The 23864-nt window shown below is 34.8% G+C and carries 32 protein-coding genes and 3 tRNA genes; 23 read left to right on the forward strand and 12 right to left on the reverse strand.

Translation table 11 applies throughout. The features are described from left to right. The first annotated feature begins 17 nt into the window (after positions 1 to 17). The 3 genes from IWX80_RS01110 to IWX80_RS01120 all read left to right on the forward strand — a co-directional run bounded on the left by IWX80_RS01110 (position 18) and on the right by IWX80_RS01120 (position 2015). A complete protein-coding gene (locus IWX80_RS01110; protein ID WP_196851817.1) occupies positions 18 to 932 on the forward strand; it encodes a helix-turn-helix domain-containing protein in 915 nt (304 codons plus the stop codon). Between the two features lie 185 nt (positions 933 to 1117). Continuing rightward, a complete protein-coding gene (locus IWX80_RS01115) occupies positions 1118 to 1513 on the forward strand; it encodes a ribosomal maturation YjgA family protein (RefSeq protein ID WP_196851818.1) in 396 nt (131 codons plus the stop codon). 88 nt (positions 1514 to 1601) lie between these two features. Further along, positions 1602 to 2015 carry a DoxX family protein gene (locus IWX80_RS01120; protein ID WP_196851819.1) on the forward strand — a complete coding sequence of 138 codons (414 nt, stop codon included), beginning with the start codon at positions 1602 to 1604 and terminating at the stop codon, positions 2013 to 2015. 70 nt (positions 2016 to 2085) lie between these two features. Here IWX80_RS01120 and IWX80_RS01125 read toward each other — a convergent pair whose 3' ends face one another. Next, on the reverse strand, positions 2086 to 2940 hold the full coding sequence (locus IWX80_RS01125; protein ID WP_334682176.1) for an alpha/beta hydrolase: 855 nt from the start codon (positions 2938 to 2940) through the stop codon (positions 2086 to 2088). Positions 2941 to 3141: 201 nt separating this feature from the next. On the opposite strand from IWX80_RS01125, the gene IWX80_RS01130 reads away from it, so the two are divergent. Continuing rightward, the gene (locus tag IWX80_RS01130; RefSeq protein WP_196851820.1) at positions 3142 to 3573 is read left to right on the forward strand and encodes a DoxX family protein; all 432 of its coding nucleotides are present in this window, start codon (positions 3142 to 3144) and stop codon (positions 3571 to 3573) included. A gap of 113 nt (positions 3574 to 3686) precedes the next feature. Here IWX80_RS01130 and IWX80_RS01135 read toward each other — a convergent pair whose 3' ends face one another. Continuing rightward, positions 3687 to 4064: a hypothetical protein gene (locus tag IWX80_RS01135; RefSeq protein ID WP_196851821.1), complete on the reverse strand. Its 378-nt coding sequence runs from the start codon at positions 4062 to 4064 to the stop codon at positions 3687 to 3689. A 368-nt stretch (positions 4065 to 4432) separates the two neighbouring features. Between IWX80_RS01135 and IWX80_RS01140 the strand changes: the two genes are divergently transcribed. The 11 genes from IWX80_RS01140 to IWX80_RS01190 all read left to right on the forward strand — a co-directional run bounded on the left by IWX80_RS01140 (position 4433) and on the right by IWX80_RS01190 (position 13046). Further along, on the forward strand, positions 4433 to 5002 hold the full coding sequence (locus tag IWX80_RS01140; protein ID WP_196851822.1) for a Crp/Fnr family transcriptional regulator: 570 nt from the start codon (positions 4433 to 4435) through the stop codon (positions 5000 to 5002). Between the two features lie 63 nt (positions 5003 to 5065). Next, complete coding sequence (locus IWX80_RS01145; RefSeq protein ID WP_196851823.1) at positions 5066 to 5608, forward strand: heme-binding protein; 543 nt, start codon at positions 5066 to 5068, stop codon at positions 5606 to 5608. Positions 5609 to 5626: 18 nt separating this feature from the next. Next, positions 5627 to 6034 carry a hydroxyisourate hydrolase gene (gene uraH, locus IWX80_RS01150; protein WP_196851824.1) on the forward strand — a complete coding sequence of 136 codons (408 nt, stop codon included), beginning with the start codon at positions 5627 to 5629 and terminating at the stop codon, positions 6032 to 6034. A gap of 330 nt (positions 6035 to 6364) precedes the next feature. Then, positions 6365 to 7111 (forward strand): outer membrane lipoprotein-sorting protein, encoded by a 747-nt coding sequence (locus IWX80_RS01155; protein ID WP_196851825.1) that lies wholly within the window; start codon positions 6365 to 6367, stop codon positions 7109 to 7111. Further along, positions 7108 to 8322 carry an ABC transporter permease gene (locus IWX80_RS01160; RefSeq protein ID WP_196851826.1) on the forward strand — a complete coding sequence of 405 codons (1215 nt, stop codon included), beginning with the start codon at positions 7108 to 7110 and terminating at the stop codon, positions 8320 to 8322. The genes IWX80_RS01155 and IWX80_RS01160 overlap by 4 nt, the downstream gene beginning before the upstream one ends. Positions 8323 to 8451: 129 nt before the next feature. Then, entirely contained in the window at positions 8452 to 9663 is a 1212-nt protein-coding gene (locus IWX80_RS01165; RefSeq protein ID WP_196851827.1) for an ABC transporter permease, read from the forward strand. Positions 9664 to 9667: 4 nt separating this feature from the next. Then, positions 9668 to 10372, forward strand: a complete 705-nt coding sequence (locus IWX80_RS01170; RefSeq protein ID WP_196851828.1) for an ABC transporter ATP-binding protein — start codon at positions 9668 to 9670, stop codon at positions 10370 to 10372. A gap of 24 nt (positions 10373 to 10396) precedes the next feature. Next, positions 10397 to 11566 (forward strand): hypothetical protein, encoded by a 1170-nt coding sequence (locus tag IWX80_RS01175; RefSeq protein ID WP_196851829.1) that lies wholly within the window; start codon positions 10397 to 10399, stop codon positions 11564 to 11566. Positions 11567 to 11689: 123 nt separating this feature from the next. Beyond that, complete coding sequence (locus IWX80_RS01180; protein ID WP_113633444.1) at positions 11690 to 11974, forward strand: rhodanese-like domain-containing protein; 285 nt, start codon at positions 11690 to 11692, stop codon at positions 11972 to 11974. 1 nt (position 11975) lies between these two features. Further along, positions 11976 to 12296 (forward strand): rhodanese-like domain-containing protein, encoded by a 321-nt coding sequence (locus IWX80_RS01185; protein WP_196851830.1) that lies wholly within the window; start codon positions 11976 to 11978, stop codon positions 12294 to 12296. A gap of 174 nt (positions 12297 to 12470) precedes the next feature. Further along, complete coding sequence (locus tag IWX80_RS01190; RefSeq protein WP_121366006.1) at positions 12471 to 13046, forward strand: YciE/YciF ferroxidase family protein; 576 nt, start codon at positions 12471 to 12473, stop codon at positions 13044 to 13046. 131 nt (positions 13047 to 13177) lie between these two features. On the opposite strand, the gene IWX80_RS01195 is transcribed toward IWX80_RS01190, so the two are convergent. From IWX80_RS01195 to IWX80_RS01205, 3 genes are all read right to left on the reverse strand, one after another. Further along, positions 13178 to 14272 carry an alkene reductase gene (locus IWX80_RS01195; RefSeq protein ID WP_196851831.1) on the reverse strand — a complete coding sequence of 365 codons (1095 nt, stop codon included), beginning with the start codon at positions 14270 to 14272 and terminating at the stop codon, positions 13178 to 13180. Between the two features lie 28 nt (positions 14273 to 14300). Then, positions 14301 to 14801: a hypothetical protein gene (locus IWX80_RS01200; RefSeq protein WP_196851832.1), complete on the reverse strand. Its 501-nt coding sequence runs from the start codon at positions 14799 to 14801 to the stop codon at positions 14301 to 14303. Between the two features lie 92 nt (positions 14802 to 14893). Beyond that, the gene (locus tag IWX80_RS01205) at positions 14894 to 15475 is read right to left on the reverse strand and encodes a Crp/Fnr family transcriptional regulator (RefSeq protein ID WP_196851833.1); all 582 of its coding nucleotides are present in this window, start codon (positions 15473 to 15475) and stop codon (positions 14894 to 14896) included. Positions 15476 to 15625: 150 nt separating this feature from the next. On the opposite strand from IWX80_RS01205, the gene IWX80_RS01210 reads away from it, so the two are divergent. Next, positions 15626 to 16477, forward strand: a complete 852-nt coding sequence (locus IWX80_RS01210; RefSeq protein ID WP_196851834.1) for a transketolase — start codon at positions 15626 to 15628, stop codon at positions 16475 to 16477. Between the two features lie 73 nt (positions 16478 to 16550). Then, complete coding sequence (locus IWX80_RS01215) at positions 16551 to 17504, forward strand: transketolase family protein (protein ID WP_196851835.1); 954 nt, start codon at positions 16551 to 16553, stop codon at positions 17502 to 17504. 67 nt (positions 17505 to 17571) lie between these two features. Here the strand turns inward: IWX80_RS01215 and IWX80_RS01220 are convergent, their stop codons facing one another. Beyond that, the gene (locus IWX80_RS01220) at positions 17572 to 18552 is read right to left on the reverse strand and encodes an FKBP-type peptidyl-prolyl cis-trans isomerase (protein WP_196851836.1); all 981 of its coding nucleotides are present in this window, start codon (positions 18550 to 18552) and stop codon (positions 17572 to 17574) included. 79 nt (positions 18553 to 18631) lie between these two features. Here IWX80_RS01220 and IWX80_RS01225 point away from each other — a divergent pair, with 79 nt between their 5' ends. Together IWX80_RS01225 and IWX80_RS01230 are read left to right on the forward strand one after the other, a co-directional pair. Then, on the forward strand, positions 18632 to 19021 hold the full coding sequence (locus IWX80_RS01225; protein ID WP_113633436.1) for an RNA-binding S4 domain-containing protein: 390 nt from the start codon (positions 18632 to 18634) through the stop codon (positions 19019 to 19021). Between the two features lie 68 nt (positions 19022 to 19089). Next, positions 19090 to 19590 (forward strand): phosphoribosyltransferase domain-containing protein, encoded by a 501-nt coding sequence (locus IWX80_RS01230; protein WP_196851837.1) that lies wholly within the window; start codon positions 19090 to 19092, stop codon positions 19588 to 19590. On the opposite strand, the gene IWX80_RS01235 is transcribed toward IWX80_RS01230, so the two are convergent. Further along, positions 19582 to 20100 (reverse strand): shikimate kinase, encoded by a 519-nt coding sequence (locus IWX80_RS01235; protein ID WP_196851838.1) that lies wholly within the window; start codon positions 20098 to 20100, stop codon positions 19582 to 19584. The two genes, IWX80_RS01230 and IWX80_RS01235, sit on opposite strands and share 9 nt — an antisense overlap. Before the next feature lie 126 nt (positions 20101 to 20226). Here IWX80_RS01235 and IWX80_RS01240 point away from each other — a divergent pair. From IWX80_RS01240 to IWX80_RS01250, 3 genes are all read left to right on the forward strand, one after another. Then, positions 20227 to 20299 (forward strand) — tRNA-Lys (locus IWX80_RS01240). A gap of 39 nt (positions 20300 to 20338) precedes the next feature. Then, positions 20339 to 20411, forward strand: a tRNA-Lys gene (locus IWX80_RS01245). A gap of 42 nt (positions 20412 to 20453) precedes the next feature. Beyond that, positions 20454 to 20536, forward strand: a tRNA-Leu gene (locus tag IWX80_RS01250). A gap of 107 nt (positions 20537 to 20643) precedes the next feature. On the opposite strand, the gene IWX80_RS01255 is transcribed toward IWX80_RS01250, so the two are convergent. After that, the gene (locus tag IWX80_RS01255) at positions 20644 to 20805 is read right to left on the reverse strand and encodes a hypothetical protein (protein ID WP_196851839.1); all 162 of its coding nucleotides are present in this window, start codon (positions 20803 to 20805) and stop codon (positions 20644 to 20646) included. Positions 20806 to 21048: 243 nt separating this feature from the next. On the opposite strand from IWX80_RS01255, the gene IWX80_RS01260 reads away from it, so the two are divergent. Beyond that, on the forward strand, positions 21049 to 21555 hold the full coding sequence (locus IWX80_RS01260; protein ID WP_196851840.1) for a tetratricopeptide repeat protein: 507 nt from the start codon (positions 21049 to 21051) through the stop codon (positions 21553 to 21555). A gap of 85 nt (positions 21556 to 21640) precedes the next feature. Here the strand turns inward: IWX80_RS01260 and IWX80_RS01265 are convergent, their stop codons facing one another. From IWX80_RS01265 to IWX80_RS01280, 4 genes are all read right to left on the reverse strand, one after another. Beyond that, positions 21641 to 22177, reverse strand: a complete 537-nt coding sequence (locus tag IWX80_RS01265) for a DUF4252 domain-containing protein (protein WP_196851841.1) — start codon at positions 22175 to 22177, stop codon at positions 21641 to 21643. Between the two features lies 1 nt (position 22178). Beyond that, a complete protein-coding gene (locus IWX80_RS01270) occupies positions 22179 to 22682 on the reverse strand; it encodes a DUF4252 domain-containing protein (RefSeq protein WP_334682286.1) in 504 nt (167 codons plus the stop codon). A 171-nt stretch (positions 22683 to 22853) separates the two neighbouring features. Continuing rightward, entirely contained in the window at positions 22854 to 23351 is a 498-nt protein-coding gene (locus tag IWX80_RS01275) for a hypothetical protein (protein ID WP_196851843.1), read from the reverse strand. Continuing rightward, positions 23338 to 23847 carry an RNA polymerase sigma factor gene (locus IWX80_RS01280; RefSeq protein ID WP_113633463.1) on the reverse strand — a complete coding sequence of 170 codons (510 nt, stop codon included), beginning with the start codon at positions 23845 to 23847 and terminating at the stop codon, positions 23338 to 23340. Before IWX80_RS01280 ends, IWX80_RS01275 begins: the two co-directional genes overlap by 14 nt. Between the last annotated feature and the right edge of the window lie 17 nt (positions 23848 to 23864).

Consider the following 23864-nt stretch of genomic DNA (forward strand, 5'->3'; position numbering starts at 1 on the left):
GCTTACTTATTTGACTTATGAAAAACAAAGAGCAACATATAAAAAAACTGAATTCAGTTGCAGCATTACATTCTTTGATGGGATTGAAAAGTCCGTTGAATCCATTGATTACAGTTATTGACCATTCTATAAAATCAAATACTAATCAATATCAAAATGGAAAATTACTATTTGATTTTTACAACATAACACTAAAAAGGAGTTTTAAAGGAATATTAAAATATGGTAAAAATGAGTATGATTTTGACGATGGGACAATGTCTTTTATTGCGCCAAATCAAATAATTAGTGTAGATAGTGAAGAAAATAGAAACAGCGATGGTTGGTCATTATTATTTCACCCCGATTTAATAAGGCAATACCCATTAGGAAAAGCGATTAAAAACTATGGATATTTTTCATACGAAGTAAACGAAGCACTTCATCTTTCAGACGAAGAAGAAAAAATAATTGAAGCAATCGTTCAGAATATTCAAACGGAAATAAGTTCAAGATTAGATAATTTTAGTCAAGATGTAATTGTTTCAAACCTTGAATTGCTTTTAAATTATTGCAATCGTTTTTACAGCAGACAATTTATTACAAGAAAAATGGCCACTAACGATTTGTTCTCTAATTTTGAAAACATATTAAACAAACATTTTAATCTCGATTCAGATTTGCCAATACCAACAGTTGAAAAATTAGCAAATGAACTCCATGTTTCGTCTTCCTATTTAAGCGATATGTTGCGAAGCTTGACAGGCCAAAATACGCAGCAACATATACACGAGAAGCTTATTGAAAAAGCGAAAGAAGTTTTAATAACTACAAACTTGACAGTAAGTGAAATTGCCTATCAATTAGGTTTTGAGTATCCTCAATCTTTTAGCAAACTATTCAAAAGTAAAACCAATTTGACACCAATGGAGTACAGACAAACATTTAATTAAAGTATTAAGTTTATGAAACTAATATTATTTTTATGTTCCCGAATACTTTTGTCTTACTGAACATAATAAACAGACAATTTCCAATGATCAAATAAAAAAGTCAGACTTGAAAAAACAATACAAATAAGTGAGCAACAAAAACGAATGCTATAAAAAGTAAAATACTAAATAATTTCACCATCAAAATGTTTCAATTCAACCGCAACTATTTTATACTAACAATTTTACTTTTCCTGACAGAAATCGCCATTGCTATGTATGTTCATGATGACTTTATAAGACCTTATTTCGGAGATTTTTTAGTGGTTATTTTACTCTATTGTTTTGTGAAATCCTTTGTAAAAGTCTCGGTTTTAATAGCCGCAAGTCTTGTGTTGGTTTTTTCATTCGGGATCGAAATCGCGCAGTATTTCAATATGGTGGAAAAACTGGGACTTCAACATTCTAAGATTGCAAGAGTTGTCCTCGGGAATTCATTTGCCTGGATGGATTTGCTTGCCTACGTTCTTGGAATTCTGACCGTAATTGTCATTGAAACACTCCGTTTAAAACGAAAGAATAAAATCCATAACCAGATGTAACTTTCTCTAAAATACGGTATTTCATACAGCAAACTCTTGTAAAAAATTCTTATGTTTGTCTGAACACGATTTTAAAAACTTTAAAAATATGATTCGAAAATTATTTTCCTCAAGTTTATGGTCCGCTAATGCAACAGATTGGGCTTCGCTTATTTTACGACTAACATTTGGTTTATTGATGTTGAGTCATGGTATTCCAAAACTGATGAAGTTAATGGATGGCAACATGGAATTTGGTGATCCAATAGGTATTGGAGTTCCGGCATCATTAGCTTTGACGGTTTTTGCCGAAGTTTTATGTTCCGTTTTACTAGTAATTGGATTATGGACCAGACTGGCATTGATTCCGCTTATTATAACCATGGCGGTTGCCGTATTTATTGTTCACATCAATGATGATTTGGGAACAATGGAATCTGCATTACTGTATTTACTGTCCTATTGTGCACTATTTTTATTGGGAAGTGGTAAATATTCTGTTGATGCGATTTTGAAAAAATAAGCTTCCTCCAATTCTTCTTATTCTTAGGATTTAAATATCAAAACCTTAATCATGCTGCTCTTACAGTGTGTTAAGGTTTTTTCTTATTGTGCAATTCCATAAAAGCAATAATTTCATCAAAGCGATTACTCCAAGGCGAGAAATACTGAAGCACCATTGGGACGTGCTTTTTATTCAACCGTATTGGTGTCACATCGGGTTGGAAAGGTTGCAAAGCAGTTACAAAACGGCTGTTGGCAATTTTTATGGAATTATATGTTTTGTCTCCAATATAAATTAAAAAAGGTGGCGTGTTTTTATTTAAAAAATAAATGGGCGAAGCATCTTTCCATTGCTCCGGATTTGAGGTCCAAGTTGCCAAATAATCATCTTTTTCAGTTGGTGGATTTCCCTCTAAATAATTTTTCATATCTAATCCTGCCGCATCATTCAGGATAATTCCGGCAATAGTTCCAGAATCAATTCCATATTTCGGATTCATGACTGCCAAAGCTCCAAGATGCCCGCCCGCCGAATGACCCGTTATATAAATCGAATTGGGATTACCATTGTACTGACTGATATTCTTTTTTGTCCATTGAATTACAGACACAATTTGCCGTGCCATATCATCATAAGAAGCCTCAGGACTCAACGTATAATCCGGAATAACTGTAATCACGCCTTTGTTGGCAAAATTTCTGCCCAGTAAATCATAAGTGCCTTTCCGACCGCTGTTCCAATTTCCTCCGTGAACAAAAATTATAACGGGAACCGGCGTCACACTTGATTTTCGGGGAACAAAAACATTCAATTGTGGTGGTTTTGCCGTATTTTTTTCGGTAGAATTGAGGTACGAAATATCAGTATTTTTTTTTGAACCGCAGTTGACGAAAAGAAAAGCATTCAATAAGACGATGATGAAAAAGGAGAAACGCATATTCATTTTTTTACGAATATAAGATTTTAAAAAATCACGAAAGTTAATTTAGCTTTAAAAGGTAGTTTTCTTAAGTAAAACGTTTTTCATATCCTTTAATACGCCTATATTTACTATGAAATTTTCGTTTATTAATGCTGCTGAAATTTTTCTTTTATCAAAAATCCCAGCATCTATTTCTACTATTTTAAAAAAAATTAAAAACAAATGAACACTACAAATGCTCAAAATCTCGAGAAAATGACTTTAACTCAAAACATCAGTCGGAATATTTTAGGACTATTCCTTACAACTGCTGGAATTAGTCATCTTACTTGGAGTCGAACAGAATTTTTAGCACAAGTACCACCGTGGATTCCTATAAACGCCGATTTAGTGGTTCTGCTGTCTGGAGTAGTCGAAATTGCTTTGGGTTTATCCCTAATTCTTTTATTTAAATATCGCATCCAGGTTGGATGGATTGTAGCTGCTTTTTTTGTCCTTGTCTTTCCGGGAAATATTGCGCAGTTGGTCGAACATAGAAATGCTTTCGGACTCAATACAGAACTAGCCAGATGGCTTAGACTTCCACTTCAACCACTTCTCATTCTAGTAGCATTATGGTCAACTGGCGCTTGGCATTCGTGGAGGAAAAAATAAAAAATTATGTAAGGAAGTCTACTATATCTTTCTTTTAAATTTCAAAACGGTACTGTACCAAATAAAATAGGCTGCCCTTCCGGACAGCCTATTTATATTTATCTTAGAAAAGATTAGTTGAATTGTGAAGCCACATATTCAATTAAACTTTCATCGCTCATTTTATTAGAAGTACTTTCTTTAGTCTCTACATTTTTATATTGTGGAGTCTCACTCAAATATTTAATAAATTGTTCTTGAGCAGTTCCAGGACCTGTTACGTGTAATTCATCTACATTTTGCATGTGAGCAGTAATGCTTTTGAATAATTTATGCAATGAATCTCTTTCTGCATTGTTAGCCGCATTTTCGTTTGAGTTACCACCTTGACCTTCTTCTTTTTCGTGTCCTAATACTACGAAATCTCCTGAATCTACATTTTCTCTACCTACGATAGTTGCATGATGTGAATCCATCCACACTCCGAATTGTTTTTTACTTTTGTCTGACATTATGCTATATTTATTTTTATTAATATTTGTATTATTAAATTGTCAAAAAGCATGCCGTGACAGTTTAAATACTTTATCTTTTAAAAATAGCATATTTTTTCGAAACAATGGCAGTCAATTATGAATTTACTTTTTAATTAACACAATTGACTCACAATATCTTAGCTTAAAAGAAATCTATTTTTGATAAAAAGATGCTCTATTGTTTTTATCTTATAATTACTGCCATGAAACAATCTGATACAAATCGTTTGTCACTTTAAGTTTTTCTTTTTCAACCTGTTTTGCATGATTATGTCGAATTATTTTGCAAAGAATCTATTGTTTGTACCTTTACTTTCGAAAATAAAAAACTAAATCATATTAAGATGTACGAATTACTAAAAAAGTATATCAGCAACCGAGCACAAATCAATGATGAACAAATGGATTTCATCTGTTCCTTTTTTAAACCAATGCAAACCAAGCGCAATGAAATTTTAGTGCGTTACGAGGAAATATGCCAGCAGTATTATTTTGTAAACAAAGGCTGTATCAGAATTTTTACCATCAATAAAGAAGGGATTGAAACGTCACGCTTTTTTGCTTTTGAAGGTGGTTTTGGAACAGCTTTACCCAGTTTTATTGATCAGCAGCCCGCTTACGAATACGTACAAACGATAGAGAAATCAGAATTATTGGTAATTTCCAGAACTGACTTTTATCAGCTCGTAGAAACAATGCCTCAATTTGCATTAATTTACAGAGAGATTCTCGAATTAGGTTTTATAACGGCTCAAAAACGCATCTACGGTTTTCAGGGATTTGATGCTTTGGAAAAAGTAAAATGGATTATTGAAAACCAACCTCATTTTTTATTGCGTGTTTCTAATAAAATGGCAGCATCCTATTTAGGAATTTCTCCTTCAACCTTAAGCAGAATAAAATCCAAACTCTGAAAACGTTGACATAGGACAAGCTTTTTCACGCGACTCATTTTTAATTTTGTAAAAAAATTAATCATGAAAATCAACTCTTGTTTATTAGTACTACTCATTCCATTATTTTCATTGGCACAAATCAGCACTAAAAAAAGTACCGATTTCACCAATTTAGATGCCAAAAAGGAAGGAAATTATACGACCCAATCCGTTCAACTAACGCTCAAAACTGCATTTCAAATAACAGAACAAGCCCGAGAAGCCGCAACAACATTGGGAAAAAATGTTACCATCGCAGTATTAGATGCTTCTGGTCAAATTATAATTCTCACTCGTGGCGACGAAGTGGGACCGCACAATACGGAAGCGGCCAGAAGAAAAGCGTACACCGCATTATCAACAAAAACCCCTACACTTTTATTATCCAGAAATGCCAGATTAAATCCGGATACTCAAAATTTAGCCACATTGCCGGAACTTTTATTATTAGGCGGTGGTTATCCGCTTTGGCACAATGGAAAAGTCATTGGAAGTATTGGCATTGCCGGAGGAGGAAGTCCTGAAAACGATGATTCAATTGCCAAATCAGGTGCAATTGCAACCGCACAAATCACAACTCATTAATTTTAAACACAAACAAAAATGAAAAATTTACTATTTAGTTTACTTTTTACAGCTGTAGCAACAGTAAGCTATTCGCAGAATAATACGTACCAATTGTCCAGCCATATTTTAGACATTTCCAGCGGAACAGCTGCAATTGGTGTCCCGGTTGTACTAGAAAAATACGATGAAACCACTAAAATATGGTCGTATGTGGATGAAAAAATAACGGATAAAAATGGTAGAATTACCGATTTTCTGAATTATAAAGAAACAAAAAAAGGAATTTATAAACTTAGATTCTTGGTAGCAGACTATTTTAAAAGCAAAAAGACAGACAGTTTTTATCCTTTTATTGAAGTTGTTTTCCAAATTAAAGATACTAACCATTATCACGTTCCCATTACGCTTTCCAGCTATGGATATGCAACGTACCGTGGCAATTAATTATTAATCGAAAATTTTAGTAATACTGTTCAAAAAAACCTCATTCCGCCTTACTGTTTTTTAAGGTAGATGAGGTTTTTTTAATCAATTTTAACTATTAAAATAATTATAAATATCTGATTATCAATTATTTTAATTAAATTGTTTATATTTTATTATCTTTGGTTTAGGTTTAAATCAAGCCGCTTTAGCACTCTTATTTTAATTTTAAAAGCATTTCAAAAGTGCTTATGATTAAGATTTGTATTACCGCCCCTTTTATCTTTATTTATCGAAACCTGCATATTTTCACGATTGGGCTAAATCAGCCTAATTATTAAAATCGAAGGTATGAAAAAGATATTCTTCCTATTTTTTTTTCATTTATTGATTCTCCCTTTTGCTTTTGCGCAAGAGGCTAGAGAAATTGTGAAAAAAGCAGACGAAAAAGCAAAAGGAAAAACCTCTGTGGCTACCATCACAATTCAAACAATTCGGCCAGGATGGACTCGGGAAATGAGTGTGAAAGGATGGACAAAAGGAAATGATTTGACCTTGATTTTGGTTTTGGCTCCAGCCAAAGAAAAAGGCGTAGTCTATTTAAAGCGAAAAAAAGAAGTTTGGAACTGGATTCCTTCCATAGAAAGAAACATTAAAATGCCGCCTTCGATGATGAGCCAGAGTTGGATGGGAACTGATTTTACCAATGATGATTTGGTCAAGGAAGCTTCTATTCTAGAAGATTACAACCATTCGTTTCTAGCAGAAGTCACTATTGACGCAAGAACTTGTTATAAAATCCAACTGCTGCCCAAACCCAAAGCTGCAGTGGTTTGGGGAAAAGTCATCATGGCCATTGATAAAAAAGATTTCATGATTCTGCATGTTGAGTACTATGACGAAGATGGTGCTTTAATAAACACGATGCACTGTACCGATATAAAACTATTAGGAGGTCGCTTATTACCTGCAAAAATGGAAATGGTTCCTGCTAACAAAAAAGGCAATAAAACAGTATTGCTTTATAATTCACTTGTTTTTGATACGCCGCTGGACGATTCCTTCTTTACCACCCAAAACATAACCAAAGTAAAATGATTCTGAAATTAATTTGGAGAAACCTTTGGCGCAACAGCCGACGCACGCTAATCACGATGGCTTCCATAGCGTTTGCCGTTTTATTTGCCGTTTTGATGAAATCATTTCAGGATGGGGTTTTTAATAATTTGATTAAAAATGTAGTAGGATACTATTCTGGTTATGTTCAAATTCACCAAAAAGGCTATTGGGACGAACAAATTCTGGACAATAGCTTTGAGCTAAAAAAAGAATTAAATAATCAACTGCAACAAAACCATCAAATAACTGCAATTGTTCCTCGATTAGAAACTTTTGTTTTGGCTTCCAAAGGAAATACAACCAAAGGATGTCTGCTCGTGGGAACTGATGCCTTAAGAGAAAACAAGCTCACTCAATTAAAAAGGAAACTAATAAAAGGAAGTTATTTCGAAAACAATGAGGCAACAGTTCTTATTGCGGAAGGTTTGGCTAAACGGCTGGAGGTTAGTGTTAATGATACGATTGTGCTTTTTGGCCAGGGTTTTCATGGCGTTATGGCTGCCGGAAAATATAAAATAAAAGGAATTATTCATTTGGCCTCTCCAGAAATGAATGCAGCTTTTGTGTATTTGCCTTTGACTGCAACCCAGTCTTTTTTGAGTGCTGAAAACAGACTTACTTCTGTTTCATTGGGGATAGATGATCCTGAAAATACAGCTGCTATCGCTCAAAACATAAAAGCAATAATTGGACAACAATACGAAGTAATGCCTTGGCAGGAATTGATACCTGATGTTGCGAACCATATCAAAGCCGATGGTTTTTCGTTTTACATCTTTTCAGGAATTTTATACCTCATCATTGGCTTCGGACTTTTTGGAACGGTATTAATGATGACGGCGGAGCGCAAATATGAGTTTGGAATGCTGATTGCTATCGGGATGAAAAAATCCAAATTGCAACTGATACTATTTGGTGAAACAGTACTGATTACTTTTTTTGGAGTCCTGTTAGGCATCTTGATGAGTCTGCCATTAGTATTATATTTAAAAGAAAAGCCAATCCGTTTTGGGGGAGAATTAGCAAAAGCGTATGAACAATTTGGTTTTGAAGCACTCTTTCCCACTAACGTTGACCAGAATATTTTTACAACCCAATCGCTGATTGTCTTGGCAATGGCAGTGATCATAGGCGTATATCCGCTTTGGCATATTCATGGTTTGGATCCTGTGAATGCAATGAAAAAGTAAGGTGCTCTCTCTTTCTATTTCGAAAAAAGTGAGCCACGAATCCCATTAATACACACTGATTTTTTAATATCCGAAAAGTGGGTTTTAAATCAAAAAAATAATGATACAATTCATATTAAAGAAAAAATCATGTTGACAAAAATCGCCAGCAGAAATATTTGGAGAAGCAGGAAACGAAGTCTCATCATTATCACAGCGGTAAGCATTGGTTTATGGGCTGGAATTTTTATGATGGCTTTTTATAACGGCATGATTGAACAACGAATCAATTCTGCAATTACAGACGAACTTTCCCATATTCAAGTACACCATCCCAAATTCAGAAAAGAATATGATATAAAATACCGTTTATCCGAAGGCAGAAAAATAGTGGAAACTATTAGAAAAGACAGCAAAATAAAAGCAGTAGCTGGTCGTGTAATCCTGAAAGGAATGATTGCTTCGGCCTCCGGAAGCAGTGGCATAACGATAAACGGAATTATGCCTGAAGCAGAGCAAGTACTCACTAATTTAAACGGAAAAATCATCAAAGGAAACTATTTTAATCCCCAAAAGACAAACGAAATCATCCTAAGTGAAAAGCTAAGCAAAAAATTAAAACTGAACCTCAACAAGAAAACCATCTTGACTTTTCAGAATGCCGAAGGCAATCTGGCATCAGGAGCTTTCCGGATTACCGCTATTTACAAAACCGTAAATGGGCCTTACGATGACAGCAATGTTTTTGTAAAAATTATGGATATAGATTCTCTCGCCGGGATTCCAAATGCCATGAATGAAATTGCTATTTTATTGAAATCCAATACCGAATTGGAAGAAATTCAAAAAAAACTGAAAGACAAGTTTCCAAAAACAGAAGTAAAAAACTGGATGGAAATTTCACCGGAACTTGGACTGACAATTTCCGTGGGAGACCAAATGGTTTTTATTTTCATGGGAATTATTCTGCTGGCGCTGGCATTTGGAATTGTCAATACAATGATGATGGCCGTACTGGAACGCACTCGGGAAATAGGGATGTTGCTGGCTTTAGGGATGAATAAATTTAAAATATTCATGATGATTCTCTTAGAAACACTGTTTCTGATAATTGCCGGTTGTCCCGTTGGGATTTTGTTGGCCTTTGTTTCTATTGCCATAACGCAGCGAACAGGAATTGACTTTAGTAATTTCTCTGAAGCGTATTCTAGTTTTGGTTACAGTTCCATTATCTATCCCAGCTTGACAGCAAGGCAGTTCGGAATTATCATGTTGCTGGTTTTTATTACGGCCTTATTTTCGGCTTTATTTCCGGCAAGAAGAGCTTTAAAATTAAATCCGGCAGAATCTTTAAAAAAATGAGACCATGAAAGAAACAGTTATAGATGCGCATAATTTATCGAAAATATACGATGAAAATACTATTCCGGTGTATGCACTGAACAAAGTCCATCTTCATATTTCACGGGGAGAATTCACGGCCCTCAAAGGTCCTTCGGGTTCGGGAAAAACAACTTTACTGAACATGATTGGTGGTTTAGATATTCCTTCAGAAGGTTTTGTCGAGATCAACGGAACCAATATCACGGAACTCAGAGGTAACAAACTGATTGATTTTAGATTGAACAATATTGGTTTTGTATTTCAATCCTATAATTTGATTCCGGTGCTTACCGCCAAAGAAAATATCGAGTTTATTATGCTTTTGCAAAAGCGTCCCAAGCAAGAAACAGAGCTACGGGTTTTAGAATTACTGAAACAAATTGGATTACAAGACAAAATCAATAAACGTCCTAGAGAATTATCCGGAGGACAACAACAACGTGTGGCCGTGGCCAGAGCATTGGCACCAAAACCACAATTTATTCTTGCAGACGAACCCACAGCAAATCTCGATTCTGTTTCAGCAGAAAATTTGCTAGACATGATGCTCAAACTCAATCAGGAAGAGAATATGACATTTGTTTTTTCGACACACGATCAAAGAGTCATCAACCGAGCGCGAAGAGTCATCACACTCGAAGACGGAAAAATTGTGTCTGATACAGCTCCAACATCTGTTGTACATTAACAAACAGTAATAAAATAAAGCATTGTGAAATTTTATAAATCCATAGCAACCGGTATTTTATGCTTCATTTGCGCCACAGTTGGTGCGCAAAAGGACAGCATAAAAACGCCTTGGATTGAAGTCAATGGCTACATCAAAGACATTCAAAGCACTTATTTTATCCAAAAAATTGATTCGAATGCCTCCATGAATCTGATTCATAACCGTTTGAATTTCAAGTTCACTATTTCGCCCAAAATTAGCGCAAGGCTCGAAATCAGGAATCGTATTTTTTATGGTGAGCAAGTCAAACTGATTCCAAACTTTGGAAAAACCATCAACGAATACAATGGCTTATTAAACCTTTCTCATTTATGGATTGATGAAAAATCATTTGTGGCGCATTCCGTTATTGACAGAATGCTAGTTCAATATATCGATGAAAAATGGGATATCAAAATAGGAAGGCAACGTATTAACTGGGGGATTAACAACATCTGGAATCCCAATGATATTTTTAATGCCTATAATTTTCTGGATTTTGATTACGAAGAACGCCCTGGCAATGATGCGATACGGATTCAGCGCAATTTGAACAACAGTTCCGTTTTAGAGTTTGCTTACAAACCAGGGAAATATAAGGACGAGCACACCGTTGCTTTTTTATATAAATTCAATAAATGGAACTATGATTTTCAGTTCTTGGGAGGCATCTACCAAACGGATTATGTCGTTGGTGGCGGCTGGGCCGGGAATATTAAAGATGCCGGTTTTAAAGGGGAATTGAGTTGTTTTATTCCAAAGCGAAACACTTTGGAGACATCCGAAACGGTTAGTTTTTCCCTAATGGCGGATCAAACGTTTAAGAACGATTGGTATGTTTCGATTGCCGGTTTATACAATAGCAATCCTACCAATGTTTTTGCCGCCAGCGAAAGTTTTAACAACTCAAATTTATCAGCGAAATTGCTGTTTCCATTCCGTTATAATTTTTACACGACGATTATGAAAACAATTTCTCCTATAGCATCGTGTAACTTTTCATTTATTTACTCCCCTGAAAAACACACATTGATTCTTGTTCCTACTTATGCGTGGAATGTGGCAGCAAATTTTGATTTGGATTTTACAGCGCAGTCTTTTTTTATGGAACAGAATAATGCGTATAAGAATGGAATAACTCAAATTTATATTCGTGGCAGATGGAGTTTTTAGAGCATTACTGCCAAATATAATTTTTGTTAAGTGACAATTAGTACTATAAATCGACCGTGTAATTGTAATTTTGTAAGACAGGAATAGGCATACAAGACTTATTAATCTTAAAAAATAAAAACTATGGAAGTAGCAAAAATTATCAAAGAGAAACTGGGAACTATTGTCGATGTGCGTTCCTATGATGAATTTATGGGAGGTCATGTTGCGGGATCCATCAATATTCCGTTGAATGAAATTCCGCATAGAATGCAGGAAATACAGGAACTTAAAGCACCATTAGTACTATGTTGTGCCTCTGGAAATAGAAGTGGACAGGCACAAGTATTTCTAACCGCGCACGGAATCGAGTGCTACAATGGCGGTTCATGGCTTGATGTGAATTATCTTCAATCCCAAATTGTGTAACATGATAAACATACTCAAAAAAATATTTGGGCTTGGCGCCAAAGTGGATTATCCGGAATTAATTCAGAACGGAGCTATTGTCGTTGATGTGCGCAGCAAAGCAGAATATCTGGCAGGACACATTAAGGATTCTCTAAATATTCCCGTGGATACACTGCGTAATAATCTGTTCAAATTGAAAGATAAAAACCAACCTATCATTACGTGTTGCGCTTCTGGAATGCGAAGCGCTTCGGCAAAAAGCATTTTGAAATCTAATGGCTATACTGCAGTATACAATGGCGGCGGATGGAGCAGTCTAAAAAATAAAATAGGACGATGAAAGATTTTTTGGTAACAGTAAATAATACTATTCGTATTTACAATTAGTTAATTAACAGTTGATTAGATTATTATTTGATTAATTTTATTCCACTTAAAAAATTTAAGTGAATGAGTTAGATAGAAAAAATAGTATCTATTATTTCTATACAATTTAATCTTAAAAACTATCGTTATGAGAACTGCAATTAGTAAAAACGAAAATGTAAAAGGTGCAATGCAAGCAAAAAGCAATGCCGCACATGGCTTAAGAGATTTATTTGAAAATGGATTGAAAGACATCTATTGGTCTGAAAAAGTTTTGACTAAAACCTTACCAAATATGGTGAAAAATGCTTCAACACCAGAATTAGTAAACTCATTAAAAAGCCAATTAAATGAATCGAAAGAACATGTTTCTCGCTTAGAGAAAATTTTTCAAGAGAATGGTATGAAACCAACTGCAAAAAAATGTGATGCTATGGAAGGTATTCTAAAAGAAGCCGATGGTCTAATTAAAGAAACTGATTTAGGTGCAGTACGAGATGCAGGAATTATTGCTGCGGAACAAAAAGTGAAACATTACGAAATAGCAACGTATGGTACTTTGCACGCCTTTGCTAAAACACTCGGAGAAAACAAAGCTGCCAATTTGCTTGCAATGACACTCGATGAAAAGAAAAAAACAGATGCAACATTAACCGGAATTGCAATGTCAACCATCAACAATCAAGCTCACAAAGCAGATGCGATTACAAACATTAAAGCATAATTTTCATACTTAAAACAGCTAATAACTGTTTTTCCTACTACTTAAAAAGCCCGCATTTGCGGGCTTTTCTGTGAATTATAATCTGACTTGAATAAAATGTAATCTGTTTTATAGCTAATAAAAAATTTAAATTATTCAGCCATCGCCGGATAATCAGTGTATCCTTTCACGGTATCAGTATAAAAAGTAGTTTGATCTGGTGTGTTCAATGGTGCATCCGTTTCATAACGAGCCACTAAATCTGGATTCGCAATAAATGGAACTCCATAAGCAACAAGATCAGCGTAACCATCTTCGATAACTTTTATACCCGTTTCTTTGTTAAAACTTTTATTGATGATTAACGTTCCTTTGTAAAATGGTCTGAAATGTTTAGCTACTTCAGTAACCGCAAAAGGGACTTCAGTTACATCAGTAAAAGGCTCCGTTAAATGGATATAAGCCAAACCGTAATCATTCAGTTTATTGATAATGTACTCATAGGTTGGAATTGTCTGTTCATCCAGCATCATTCCCTGAGCATTGTGCAAAGAAGGATTCAATCGAACACCAACTTTATTATAATCAATAACTCCTTCTAAAGCATCTAGAATATCAAATAGGATTCGGGATTTGTTTTCAATAGAACCACCGTATTCATCCGAACGATGATTGGAATAACCATTAAAAAACTGTTGCAACAAATATCCATTTGCAGCGTGCAATTCGACTCCGTCAAAACCTGCAGCAATTGCATTTTTAGCTCCGTTTTTAAAATCTAAAACGGTTTGTTTGATGTCTTCAATCGTCATTTCTTTTGGAACAACTGTATCAACAAAACCATCATTTGTGTACGCTTTTGCAAAAGGATTTAACGCTGACGGTGCGTGTGGCAATTCACCGTTATGCAAATCCGGATGCGATAATCGTCCCGTGTGCCACAATTGTGCGAATATAGTTCCTTCTTTTTCGTGTACTGCTTTTGTAACTAGTTTCCAACCTTCGGTTTGAGCTGCACTATAAATTCCTGGAACGTTGATAAAACCAACTGCTTTTGTACTCACAAAAGTTCCTTCGGAAACAATTAAACCTGCTGTAGCTCTTTGCGCATAATATTCTGCCGTGAGTGTTGTAGGAACATTTCCTTCATTATTAGAACGGCTTCGTGTCATTGGCGCCATCACCATTCGGTTTTTTAAAGTACTGCTTCCTAATGTATAAGGTTGAAATAAAATTGATTTGCTCATTTGATTTTTTTTTTAAATTAATGTTAGTTTATAAAATATCGGCTTTCAAACCAATACTTGTCAATAATGTCAAAATAGTCTTTACGGCTTGCTTATCGTTTCCGTTCAAAAAAAAGGAATCGTTAGATTCATCCGCTGATTCGAAACTCTGAACAACTTTGGAATAAGGAAACAAATCCTGCCATTTTTCAGCAGAATTTCCGCTAGTATTTGTATTCTTTTTGTTTTCCAAGAAAATTACAATCTTGCCTGTAGCCACATTTCTGATTTTTTCAATCAGATTGCTGTCAGATGCCGTAGCATTTGAAAGTATAATAACATCAGCTTCCCAACTGGCATTAGTAGGACATATCATCATCTCAGCGTTTGCGTTTGGATACTCTGAAAGTATTTGGGAATAAACGATATTCAATACGACAACATCACGATCAAACAGCAAAACGGGATTGGTTTTGGCAATTTGCTTCGCTAAAAAAATACTGTTAATTTCTGAAACACCAAGTACTGCAAATGTTCTTCTATTTGACATCGACTTTTATTTACTTGGCAAATTTAGGGCTATACTGGTGAAGTTTCCGTTGATGTAAAACAAGAAATTCTATTGATCTATGTCAATTAAAATTAACTCCTATTGTTAATTTGTTTGCGAACCCGACTCAATGTTTCCGGTTTCAGTCCAAGGTAAGAAGCGATCATGTGTTGGGGTACACGTTGAACAATTCCGGGATAAGCCAGTCCCAAATTGGTATATTTCTCTTCGGCGGTTTCTGTTAAAGCCGAATTTATTCTGGCTTGATTGGCGATGTAGGCATTTTGCAAAAGCAAGCGTTGGTATCTTTCAAACATGGGGATTTTATCCATCAATGCTTCTCTAGCTTCAGTAGTCAGCAAAAGCAATTCAGAATCCTCAAGCGCTTCAATGGTATAAATAGAGTTGCTGTTGGTCAGAAAACTGGACAAATCTGTAATCCACCAGCCTTCAATCGCAAATTGTACAATGTGCTCATTTCCTTTTTCATCCATTGAAAAAGAGCGAAGAATTCCTTTTTCAACAAATGCATTGTAGATACAAATGTCTCCTTCCTGCAACAAGGTTCGTTTTTTACGTAACTTTTTTGGGATAAAAAACGTTTTACACAACTCCATTTCTTCTGGGGTTAGTGTCACTTTTTCGTGAATGCTTTTGAATAATTGTTGAAACATGGCTGCAAGATACTAAATAGTGTTAAAAGTGAAAAATTGTGTTGGTGCCAAAAAATAGAATCCTTAATAACTATTGATAAATCTAAAAATGGAACCTTCTATTAATCAAATTATCTGATTATATTTGCGCAGTCTAATTTTAACACACAAATGAAACCGAACACACAACAATTAAACGATTTAACAATCCAAGTCAGAAGAGATATTCTTCGAATGGTACACGCAGTAAACTCAGGTCACCCAGGTGGTTCTTTAGGTTGCGCTGAATTTCTGGTAGTTTTATACCAAAATATCATGGAACGCAAAGAAGGTTTTGATATGGACGGAATTGGAGAAGATCTTTTCTTCCTTTCAAACGGACATATTTCTCCAGTTTTCTATAGCGTTTTAGCGAGAAGCGGTTATTTTCCGGTATCAGAACTGGCTACTTTCCGTTTGATCAATTCAAGATTGCAAGGACACCCAACTACACATGACGGTTTACCGGGAGTACGTATTGCGTCTGGTTCTCTTGGACAAGGATTATCTGTAGGGATTGGTGCGGCACAAGCTAAAAAATTGAATGGTGACAGCCATATTATTTATACGCTTCACGGCGATGGTGAATTGCAAGAAGGTCAAAACTGGGAAGCCATAATGTATGCTTCTGCAAAAAAAGTGGACAATCTTATTGCTACAATCGATTTAAACGGAAAACAAATTGATGGTTCTACTGACGAAGTTTTAGCTATGGGAAGTATCCGCGCTAAATTTGAAGCTTTTGATTGGGATGTTTTAGAAATTAAAAAAGGAAACGACATCGAAGCTATTATTGCTGGTATGAATGATGCTAAATCAAGAACCGGAAAAGGTAAACCAGTTTGTGTATTGTTGCATACTGAAATGGGTAATGGTGTAGATTTTATGATGTACAGTCATGCTTGGCACGGTAAAGCGCCTAATGATACGCAACTTGAAATTGCTTTAGGTCAAAATTATACTGAAGGAGAAAGCGACTACTAAATAATTATGAATTTTGAATTATAAATTATGAATTCTCATAATCTTTAATTTTAAAATCATTCAATTAAACAAAATGAAAAAATATACAAATACAGGAAGTAAAGATACACGCTCGGGTTTTGGAGCGGGAATGACTGAATTAGGTCAAAAAAATGAAAATGTTGTGGCACTTTGTGCGGATTTAATAGGTTCTTTAAAATTTGATGATTTTAAGAAAAACCATCCGGAGCGTTTTTTCCAAATTGGAATTGCGGAAGCCAACATGATTGGAATTGCAGCAGGTTTAACCGTTGGAGGAAAAATTCCTTTCACAGGAACTTTCGCTAATTTTTCTACAGGAAGAGTGTACGATCAAATTCGACAATCCGTTGCATATTCTGAGAAAAATGTGAAAATTTGTGCTTCACACGCTGGATTAACTTTAGGTGAAGACGGAGCAACACACCAAATCCTTGAAGATATTGGGTTGATGAAAATGTTACCTGGAATGACTGTAATCAATACTTGTGATTACAATCAAACTAAAGCGGCTACATTAGCAATTGCAGAGCATCACGGCCCTGTTTATTTGCGTTTTGGTCGTCCCGTGGTGCCTAATTTTATGCCAGCTGACGAACCTTTCGAAATAGGAAAAGCAATTGTTTTAACTGAAGGTTCAGATGTAACTATTGTAGCTACCGGACATTTAGTTTGGGAAGCTTTAATCGCAGCTGAAGCATTAGAAGCAAAAGGAATTTCTGCTGAGGTGATTAATATTCACACAATCAAACCATTGGATGAAGAAGCGATTTTGAAATCATTAGAAAAAACAAAATGTATCGTTACTGCCGAAGAACACAATATTCTGGGTGGTCTTGGCGAAAGCGTTTCTAGAGTTTTAGCATTAAACAGCCCGTTACCGCAAGAATTTGTGGCGGTGAATGATAGCTTTGGAGAATCTGGAACACCAGAACAATTAATGGATAAATATAAATTGAACAACCAAGCAATTGTTGAAGCAGTTGAAAGAGTAATGAAAAGAAAATAATCTATTCATTTAACAAGCAAAAAAAATCCAGTTCATTTGAACTGGATTTTTTTTTGAATTGTATTTTTTAATTACATTTTACTAAATGTCTTTTGACTCTGTCAGGATTAGTAGTATTACCGTCACAGCTTGGGATAAACTCAAAAGGGATTAAAACACCATTAGTTCCTGTGATTTCTGTTCTGGTACTCACACCGTCTCCATCATCATCCGTATCTAAATAATTAGGTATTCCGTCACCATCGGTATCATCCGGATTAGCTACTCCTGTTGCAAAAACACGCATGTAATTATCTCCATCAATATCTTCTTGAAAATTCATTATTCCATCGCCATCTGAGTCAAGTCTGTTAATTTCATACAATTTAAAACTAAAAACTAAAGGTGCATATGCTGGAATACTATTGCTCCCTAAATTATAATATCCTAATCCAGAAGGAATAAACATTACTCCCGCCCCAAAATCTTTATAAGAAACTGTACCATCATCTTTAGATGAATAAGTTCCAGTTTTAAATTCTGGAAAAGTTTCACCCCATCCAGTTATAGTAGTAGTAAGATTAAAAAATTGTTGTGGATCCCTTAATTCTTCAAAAAAGGTAGCAGTTAATGTTTCCACCTCGGCAACTTTTTGACGGGATAAATAGTCCCCTTTATACGCTGCCAATACACCATCAACATTCGAAGGAGATGCTCCTGTTCCTTCTCTTAAAACCAAGTAATATAATGTATACGTAATGTCGTGAAGCTTTACAGGTCTACTCAAAAGTTTAGGATATGTAGGGCTATTCAAATAAGAATAGATAGAAGGTTGCGTTCCTCCTGCAGCAATCTTAGTGAAAGTAACATCTTGATCGTCTTGAAAACCAGCGTGGTTGACTACAGTAATATAATATGTTTTTAAATACTCTTCAATATCTGTTAAATCAGTTTTATACTGAACTGCAAATTCTCTTGGCGGGGTAATTTCCGCAGCATCATCCTTTGAGCATGAAAATAAAGAGACAGTTGTAATTAATAGAATAAAATAATACTTAAATTTGTTCATTATAGCTAATTTTTTAAGTGCGCAAGATACAATTTTGATTGATTTTTGTAAACTATTTAACTCCGATTTTAGAAAATTTATGAGAATAGATAAATATTTATGGTGCATGCGGTATTATAAAACGCGAAACATGGTTACCGAAGCCTGTAAAAAGAATCATGTCACGGTAAACGGCCTCGTTGCCAAACCATCAAAGGAAGTTTTTCCTACTGATAAAATCACTTTTAGAAAAGACCAAATTACCCAAATTATTACGGTTTTAGACATTCCTGAAAATCGTGTCGGGGCAAAATTGGTGGATATTTATAGACGAAATGATACTCCGGCTGAAGCATACCAACATTTGGAACTTTTAAAATTATCCAAAGAACATTATCGAAAAAATGGAACCGGAAGACCAACCAAAAAAGACAGAAGAGACATTGACGAATTTGGAAATGAAATAATCACCGATGAAGATGATGAGTAATAGTTAATACTTAACAAATGATTATTTCAATTTTAAACAGTGAAACCGTTAAACAATAAACTAAAATAATGAGCAAAAATATCATTTTAACAAATCAGGAAATAGAGCATAAAATAAAAAGAATTGCATACCAAATCTATGAAACCTTTGTAGATGAGAAAGAAATTGTAATCGCTGGCATTGCTGCTAATGGTTTTATATTTGCAAAAAAAATAGCACTGGCTCTGGAAACAATATCGCCTATTAAAGTTTCGCTCTGCGAAGTAAAAATCAACAAACAGAATCCACAACTTCCCATTCAGACTTCACTATCAAAAGAACAATATGCTAATAAAGGACTTGTACTTGTTGATGATGTATTAAATTCAGGAACTACGCTAATATATGCTGTACGACACTTCATAGACGTTCCTTTGAAAAAATTCAAAACGGCCGTACTTGTAGATCGAAACCACAAGAAGTACCCCGTAAAAGCTGACTTTAAAGGAATATCACTTTCTACATCCTTATTAGAACATGTACAGGTTGTATTTGATGACAATGGCGACAACTATGCTTATCTAAGCTAAAATAGCCATTATATCCAGAACGGTCTGATCAATGGTTTTATCATCTACCACAACTTTATGTTGTGCTTGGTTGTAATAAAAACTTCTTTCAAAGAGGTGCATTGCAATAAACTCTTTCATCTCCTCATCATTTTTGTTGGCGATGAGGGGTCTTTTGCTTTTATTAGCAGACAATCTTTTAAATAATGTCTCAATTGACGCTTTAAGATAAATAGAAACAACATTATCTGCTTTTAACAGCTCATGATTATTGGCATAACAAGGCGTTCCTCCGCCCAAACCTATAATTAATTGCTCTGGCGAATTCAATAATTCGATAAAAACTTCGTGCTCTAACTTTCTAAAATAAATTTCTCCATGCTTTTCAAAAATGGCATTTATGGACAAATTTACTTTTTCTTCTATCTTTTTATCCAAATCTACAAAAGGGATACTGATATTTTTTGACAACTTATTTGCAATAGTGGACTTCCCGCACCCCATATAGCCTAATAATATAATTTTTCTCATGAAATAAAACCTTATAAACTAAGGCGTTAAGATTTATTGTTTAAAAAAGACAAATTTATAATAAAATTGCTTGGAAAACTCCAAAATAAGTCCTTATATTTGCACCCGCATTCAAGGAAAGAATATGACTCGATAGCTCAGTTGGTAGAGCACATCACTTTTAATGATGGGGTCCTGGGTTCGAGCCCCAGTCGGGTCACAATTTTAGTGATCAACACATAATTTTCTTGAAAGCATTGACTCGATAGCTCAGTTGGTAGAGCACATCACTTTTAATGATGGGGTCCTGGGTTCGAGCCCCAGTCGGGTCACAAAAGGTCGAGTAATTTATTACTTGGCCTTTTTTATTTTAAGGCCACGTGGAGAAACGGTAGACTTGCCAGCTTGAGGGGCTGGTGCTCGCAAGGGCGTGTGGGTTCAAATCCCACCGTGGTCACAAAAGAAAATGCTTCTGAAAAATCAAGTTCACTTGATGGTTTCAGAAGCATTTTTATTTAACAAAAAATCACTTTATAGAAATAAGAAGAATCTAGCTGTTTAGTTTTAAAAAATTTTCCCTAAAGTATTTAAAAAAAACATAACCATCAAAACTCCCACAGATAAGCTTCCTGCAAACAAGAAGAAAGTTCCAATATATAAAAATGCTGTATTATTTTTTTCTTTCACAGTTTTGTTGTCTTGTCTTTCTGGTGCTGTGCTTCCCATCTTTAGTGCTGTATTATTTAATAGATAATGATCCGATTAAAATCTTTATTAATGCAAAATTACAGGTTATAAAAGGCTTTCACAATACCAACTTTTAGTGATTTTTTGATCAAAATCGGTTATTTAAAATAAAATCGATTTCTATTCGTTAATTAAATAACTAAAAAAAGAGTTGTACCTTTATCTAATCGTTCACCCATTTATTATTAAAGAAATTCCCCAAATTTCAAACCTTAAATTTTTATGAAAAAATTAGTCCTACTCGCATTATTACTAAGTTCCTTTGCAGGATGGAGTCAAAATCCAATTGCTTACGACTTATTTGACAAAGCATTAAAGAAAGCTGAAGTCGGTAACACCAAAGGCGCTATCGATGACTACAGTAAAGCGATTCGAATTGATCCTTTGTTTGCGTCAGCCTATTTAAACAGAGCGCTTTTGAAACAAAAATTAGGTGATATCAAAGGCGCCTTAAACGATGTTAACACAACAATAAAAATAGAACCTAAAAGAAGCGATGCCTACACTACAAGAGCCGATATAAACTATAAAGCTAAGGATTACAAGAGTACTATTGAAGATTGCACCATGTCTATCAGTTTAAACGAAAAGGATTATATCGCATATAATTTAAGAGGTCTTTCTAATTTTCATGCACAAAATAAGAAGAACGCTTGCGCCGATTTTACAAAAGCAATTCAGTTGGGAAGTCAAAGTGCCGTTAAAAACAAAAAAATGTTTTGTAAATAATTCTTTTTCAAAAAATAGTAAAATATACCAAAAAAAAGCGTCTTGAACTTAATCAAGACGCTTCACTTTTTTTAGACAAACTAATTTACTTACTCATTAATTGTTGCAGCGGTTTCAGTTGTTCTAAATCAATATTAGATTGTTGTAACACGCTCATCATTGTCATCACACTTGTTGGGTTCATGTCTTTGCCTAAGATGCGGACTACTGCAAAACCTTTTTCTTTTTTATTAGCAAAAAAAACAAATTCCTCGATGTGTTCATCCGTTCCCACAAAACTTACTGAGGCAACTTCTTTGCCAGAGCCAAATTTCATCAATTGTTGGTATTTTTTGTCCTTCAAAATCAAGTCAACTTTAGCGCGTTCCGTTTCAAACTCCGCTTTGTTTTTATCATTTAATTTGAAAGCTAAAACATTCATCTTGTCAAAAGACTTTAAAGCATCATTTTGAGCTACTGATAATTTTGTTTTATCCACATTCAAAATACTGGGAGAAACATCAAGCGCAATAAAATTTTTGTTTTCTGTATTTTCTACAAAATACTTTTGCAACGTCGGCTCCGAATTGCAGCTGATCAGGAACAAACTAAACAGCAGTAAAATTCCATATCCTGTTTTCATCTTACTTTTTACCTTTAGTTGCTTTCTTCAAGTCATCGCCTCCTGGAATTCTCATCTTATCGGTAAGGATAGAAATTTCATTCAAATCGAAATTACCGGTCAACGACATCAAAACTGTATCATCATTTTTAGCACCTTCGATAAACATCAATAACTCTCTGATTTGGGAATCTGTTGCACCTGATTTCACCAAAATTTTGATGTTTCTACCATTTTCATTCACGCGCATCAACTCTTCTAATCCGGCTGATTTGATGTATTTTTCCGCCACTACTTTCATTTCCCCTTCAACCCGAGTACTTTTTGTAGTGAATACTTTTAAATTATCAAGCTTTTTAATCAACGCTAAGTATTGTTGGGTTTCTTTATCTGAAGCATCCACTTTTACTTTACTCATTAAGTCAAACATTTTTTTATTGACAATAATAGAGGTAACATCATCTTGTCCGTCAAATTTATCAAATGCCGCTTGCGCAAAAATTGGACTCGCAATAAAAACTAACATTACGGTGATTAAAAACTTTTTAGCTGTAGTTAAACGGCTGTTCTTTTGAATCTGATTTGCTGGTGTGCAAAAACTTGGATTGGGATTGATTGATTTCATTTTTTTAATTTATTTAGCATTATTTTAATTGATTGTAGCGTTTACGCCGTGATTATCTTTTTCTAAAAGCAGTTAAATACCTCTAGATTTATTTTTAGTTTTTCGGAATACTTTATTTTTTGCGATTTGATATTCTTCAACATACTTAACACTTTCTATGCCAACATTTACATTTTTTGACAATAGTGAAAGTGCTTTTTGAGTTTCTTTAAAAGCTACTTCAGGATCATCATACGTTCCTAAATCTTTACTGTTATTAACTGGTTCCGAATTATAGAAAACATAAGTTCCAATTCCCATCAAAACAACAACCGAAGCTGCAATTGATATCCAGGCTAAATTCCGTTTGTGATTCCTGCTTTCATCCTTTTGAATTTGTAACCCCGGAATTTCCTGTTCAAACTGTTGTTCTTTTGCAACAGCAAAATGGTTAAATATTGCGATATACTTTTCTAAATGTGGAGCAACCTGCTGCGTCGAAAAATAATCCTGTAATTCATTCTCTTCTGCAATTGAAGTTTCACCATCAAAATATTTTTCAAGTAACGCTTCTACTTTATATAATTCCATAATTATGTGTTTTTGTCATGTATTCTCGTATCGTTTTTCGTGCTCTGGACAGTGCTACTCTAATAGCACTCTCGGTCATATCAAGCATTTTGGCCATTTCATCAAACTCATATTGTTCAATATCACGGAGCTGAATGATGATTCGTTGTTGCTCCGGCAATTGACTGATACTTCTCTCGACCCAATTCAAACTATCGTAATCTTCCAGTTTTTTATCTAATGCGGGCGCTGAATCTGTATAATTAGTATGAACAATTTTGAGATTTCCGGATCTTTTGGATTTCAATTGGTCTAAACAATAATTTTTTGTCATCGTCATCGCAAAAGCTTCAACGCTGCTGTATCCCGCCAAAGTTCCATTTTTGCTCCATAATTTCACCAAAACTTCTTGAGTGGCATCTTCGGCTTCCTCGGTACTAACCAGCAATCGCTTGGCCAACCTGAAGACTTTGTCTTTGAATGGAGCCACCATCAGCACAAACTCATTTTGGTTCATAAAAATTCTGGTATTAA

Source organism: Flavobacterium sp. CAN_S2 (assembly GCF_015752255.1).
In the GTDB taxonomy this organism is placed as follows: domain Bacteria; phylum Bacteroidota; class Bacteroidia; order Flavobacteriales; family Flavobacteriaceae; genus Flavobacterium.

Coding starts and splice junctions, on each gene's coding strand:
- IWX80_RS01155 (WP_196851825.1), top strand. CDS start 6,365: ATGAAAAAGATATTCTTCCTATTTTTTTTTCATTTATTGATTCTCCCT.
- IWX80_RS01140 (WP_196851822.1), top strand. CDS start 4,433: ATGTACGAATTACTAAAAAAGTATATCAGCAACCGAGCACAAATCAAT.
- IWX80_RS01200 (WP_196851832.1), bottom strand. CDS start 14,801: ATGTCAAATAGAAGAACATTTGCAGTACTTGGTGTTTCAGAAATTAAC.
- IWX80_RS01170 (WP_196851828.1), top strand. CDS start 9,668: ATGAAAGAAACAGTTATAGATGCGCATAATTTATCGAAAATATACGAT.
- IWX80_RS01115 (WP_196851818.1), top strand. CDS start 1,118: ATGTTTCAATTCAACCGCAACTATTTTATACTAACAATTTTACTTTTC.
- IWX80_RS01125 (WP_334682176.1), bottom strand. CDS start 2,940: ATGAATATGCGTTTCTCCTTTTTCATCATCGTCTTATTGAATGCTTTT.
- IWX80_RS01160 (WP_196851826.1), top strand. CDS start 7,108: ATGATTCTGAAATTAATTTGGAGAAACCTTTGGCGCAACAGCCGACGC.
- IWX80_RS01235 (WP_196851838.1), bottom strand. CDS start 20,100: ATGAGAAAAATTATATTATTAGGCTATATGGGGTGCGGGAAGTCCACT.
- IWX80_RS01220 (WP_196851836.1), bottom strand. CDS start 18,552: ATGAACAAATTTAAGTATTATTTTATTCTATTAATTACAACTGTCTCT.
- IWX80_RS01120 (WP_196851819.1), top strand. CDS start 1,602: ATGATTCGAAAATTATTTTCCTCAAGTTTATGGTCCGCTAATGCAACA.
- IWX80_RS01165 (WP_196851827.1), top strand. CDS start 8,452: ATGTTGACAAAAATCGCCAGCAGAAATATTTGGAGAAGCAGGAAACGA.
- IWX80_RS01265 (WP_196851841.1), bottom strand. CDS start 22,177: ATGAAAACAGGATATGGAATTTTACTGCTGTTTAGTTTGTTCCTGATC.
- IWX80_RS01190 (WP_121366006.1), top strand. CDS start 12,471: ATGAGAACTGCAATTAGTAAAAACGAAAATGTAAAAGGTGCAATGCAA.
- IWX80_RS01195 (WP_196851831.1), bottom strand. CDS start 14,272: ATGAGCAAATCAATTTTATTTCAACCTTATACATTAGGAAGCAGTACT.
- IWX80_RS01135 (WP_196851821.1), bottom strand. CDS start 4,064: ATGTCAGACAAAAGTAAAAAACAATTCGGAGTGTGGATGGATTCACAT.
- IWX80_RS01225 (WP_113633436.1), top strand. CDS start 18,632: ATGAGAATAGATAAATATTTATGGTGCATGCGGTATTATAAAACGCGA.
- IWX80_RS01130 (WP_196851820.1), top strand. CDS start 3,142: ATGAACACTACAAATGCTCAAAATCTCGAGAAAATGACTTTAACTCAA.
- IWX80_RS01185 (WP_196851830.1), top strand. CDS start 11,976: ATGATAAACATACTCAAAAAAATATTTGGGCTTGGCGCCAAAGTGGAT.
- IWX80_RS01180 (WP_113633444.1), top strand. CDS start 11,690: ATGGAAGTAGCAAAAATTATCAAAGAGAAACTGGGAACTATTGTCGAT.
- IWX80_RS01275 (WP_196851843.1), bottom strand. CDS start 23,351: ATGGAATTATATAAAGTAGAAGCGTTACTTGAAAAATATTTTGATGGT.
- IWX80_RS01215 (WP_196851835.1), top strand. CDS start 16,551: ATGAAAAAATATACAAATACAGGAAGTAAAGATACACGCTCGGGTTTT.
- IWX80_RS01280 (WP_113633463.1), bottom strand. CDS start 23,847: ATGAACCAAAATGAGTTTGTGCTGATGGTGGCTCCATTCAAAGACAAA.
- IWX80_RS01270 (WP_334682286.1), bottom strand. CDS start 22,682: ATGTTAGTTTTTATTGCGAGTCCAATTTTTGCGCAAGCGGCATTTGAT.
- IWX80_RS01260 (WP_196851840.1), top strand. CDS start 21,049: ATGAAAAAATTAGTCCTACTCGCATTATTACTAAGTTCCTTTGCAGGA.
- IWX80_RS01110 (WP_196851817.1), top strand. CDS start 18: ATGAAAAACAAAGAGCAACATATAAAAAAACTGAATTCAGTTGCAGCA.
- IWX80_RS01205 (WP_196851833.1), bottom strand. CDS start 15,475: ATGTTTCAACAATTATTCAAAAGCATTCACGAAAAAGTGACACTAACC.
- IWX80_RS01145 (WP_196851823.1), top strand. CDS start 5,066: ATGAAAATCAACTCTTGTTTATTAGTACTACTCATTCCATTATTTTCA.
- uraH (WP_196851824.1), top strand. CDS start 5,627: ATGAAAAATTTACTATTTAGTTTACTTTTTACAGCTGTAGCAACAGTA.
- IWX80_RS01230 (WP_196851837.1), top strand. CDS start 19,090: ATGAGCAAAAATATCATTTTAACAAATCAGGAAATAGAGCATAAAATA.
- IWX80_RS01210 (WP_196851834.1), top strand. CDS start 15,626: ATGAAACCGAACACACAACAATTAAACGATTTAACAATCCAAGTCAGA.
- IWX80_RS01255 (WP_196851839.1), bottom strand. CDS start 20,805: ATGGGAAGCACAGCACCAGAAAGACAAGACAACAAAACTGTGAAAGAA.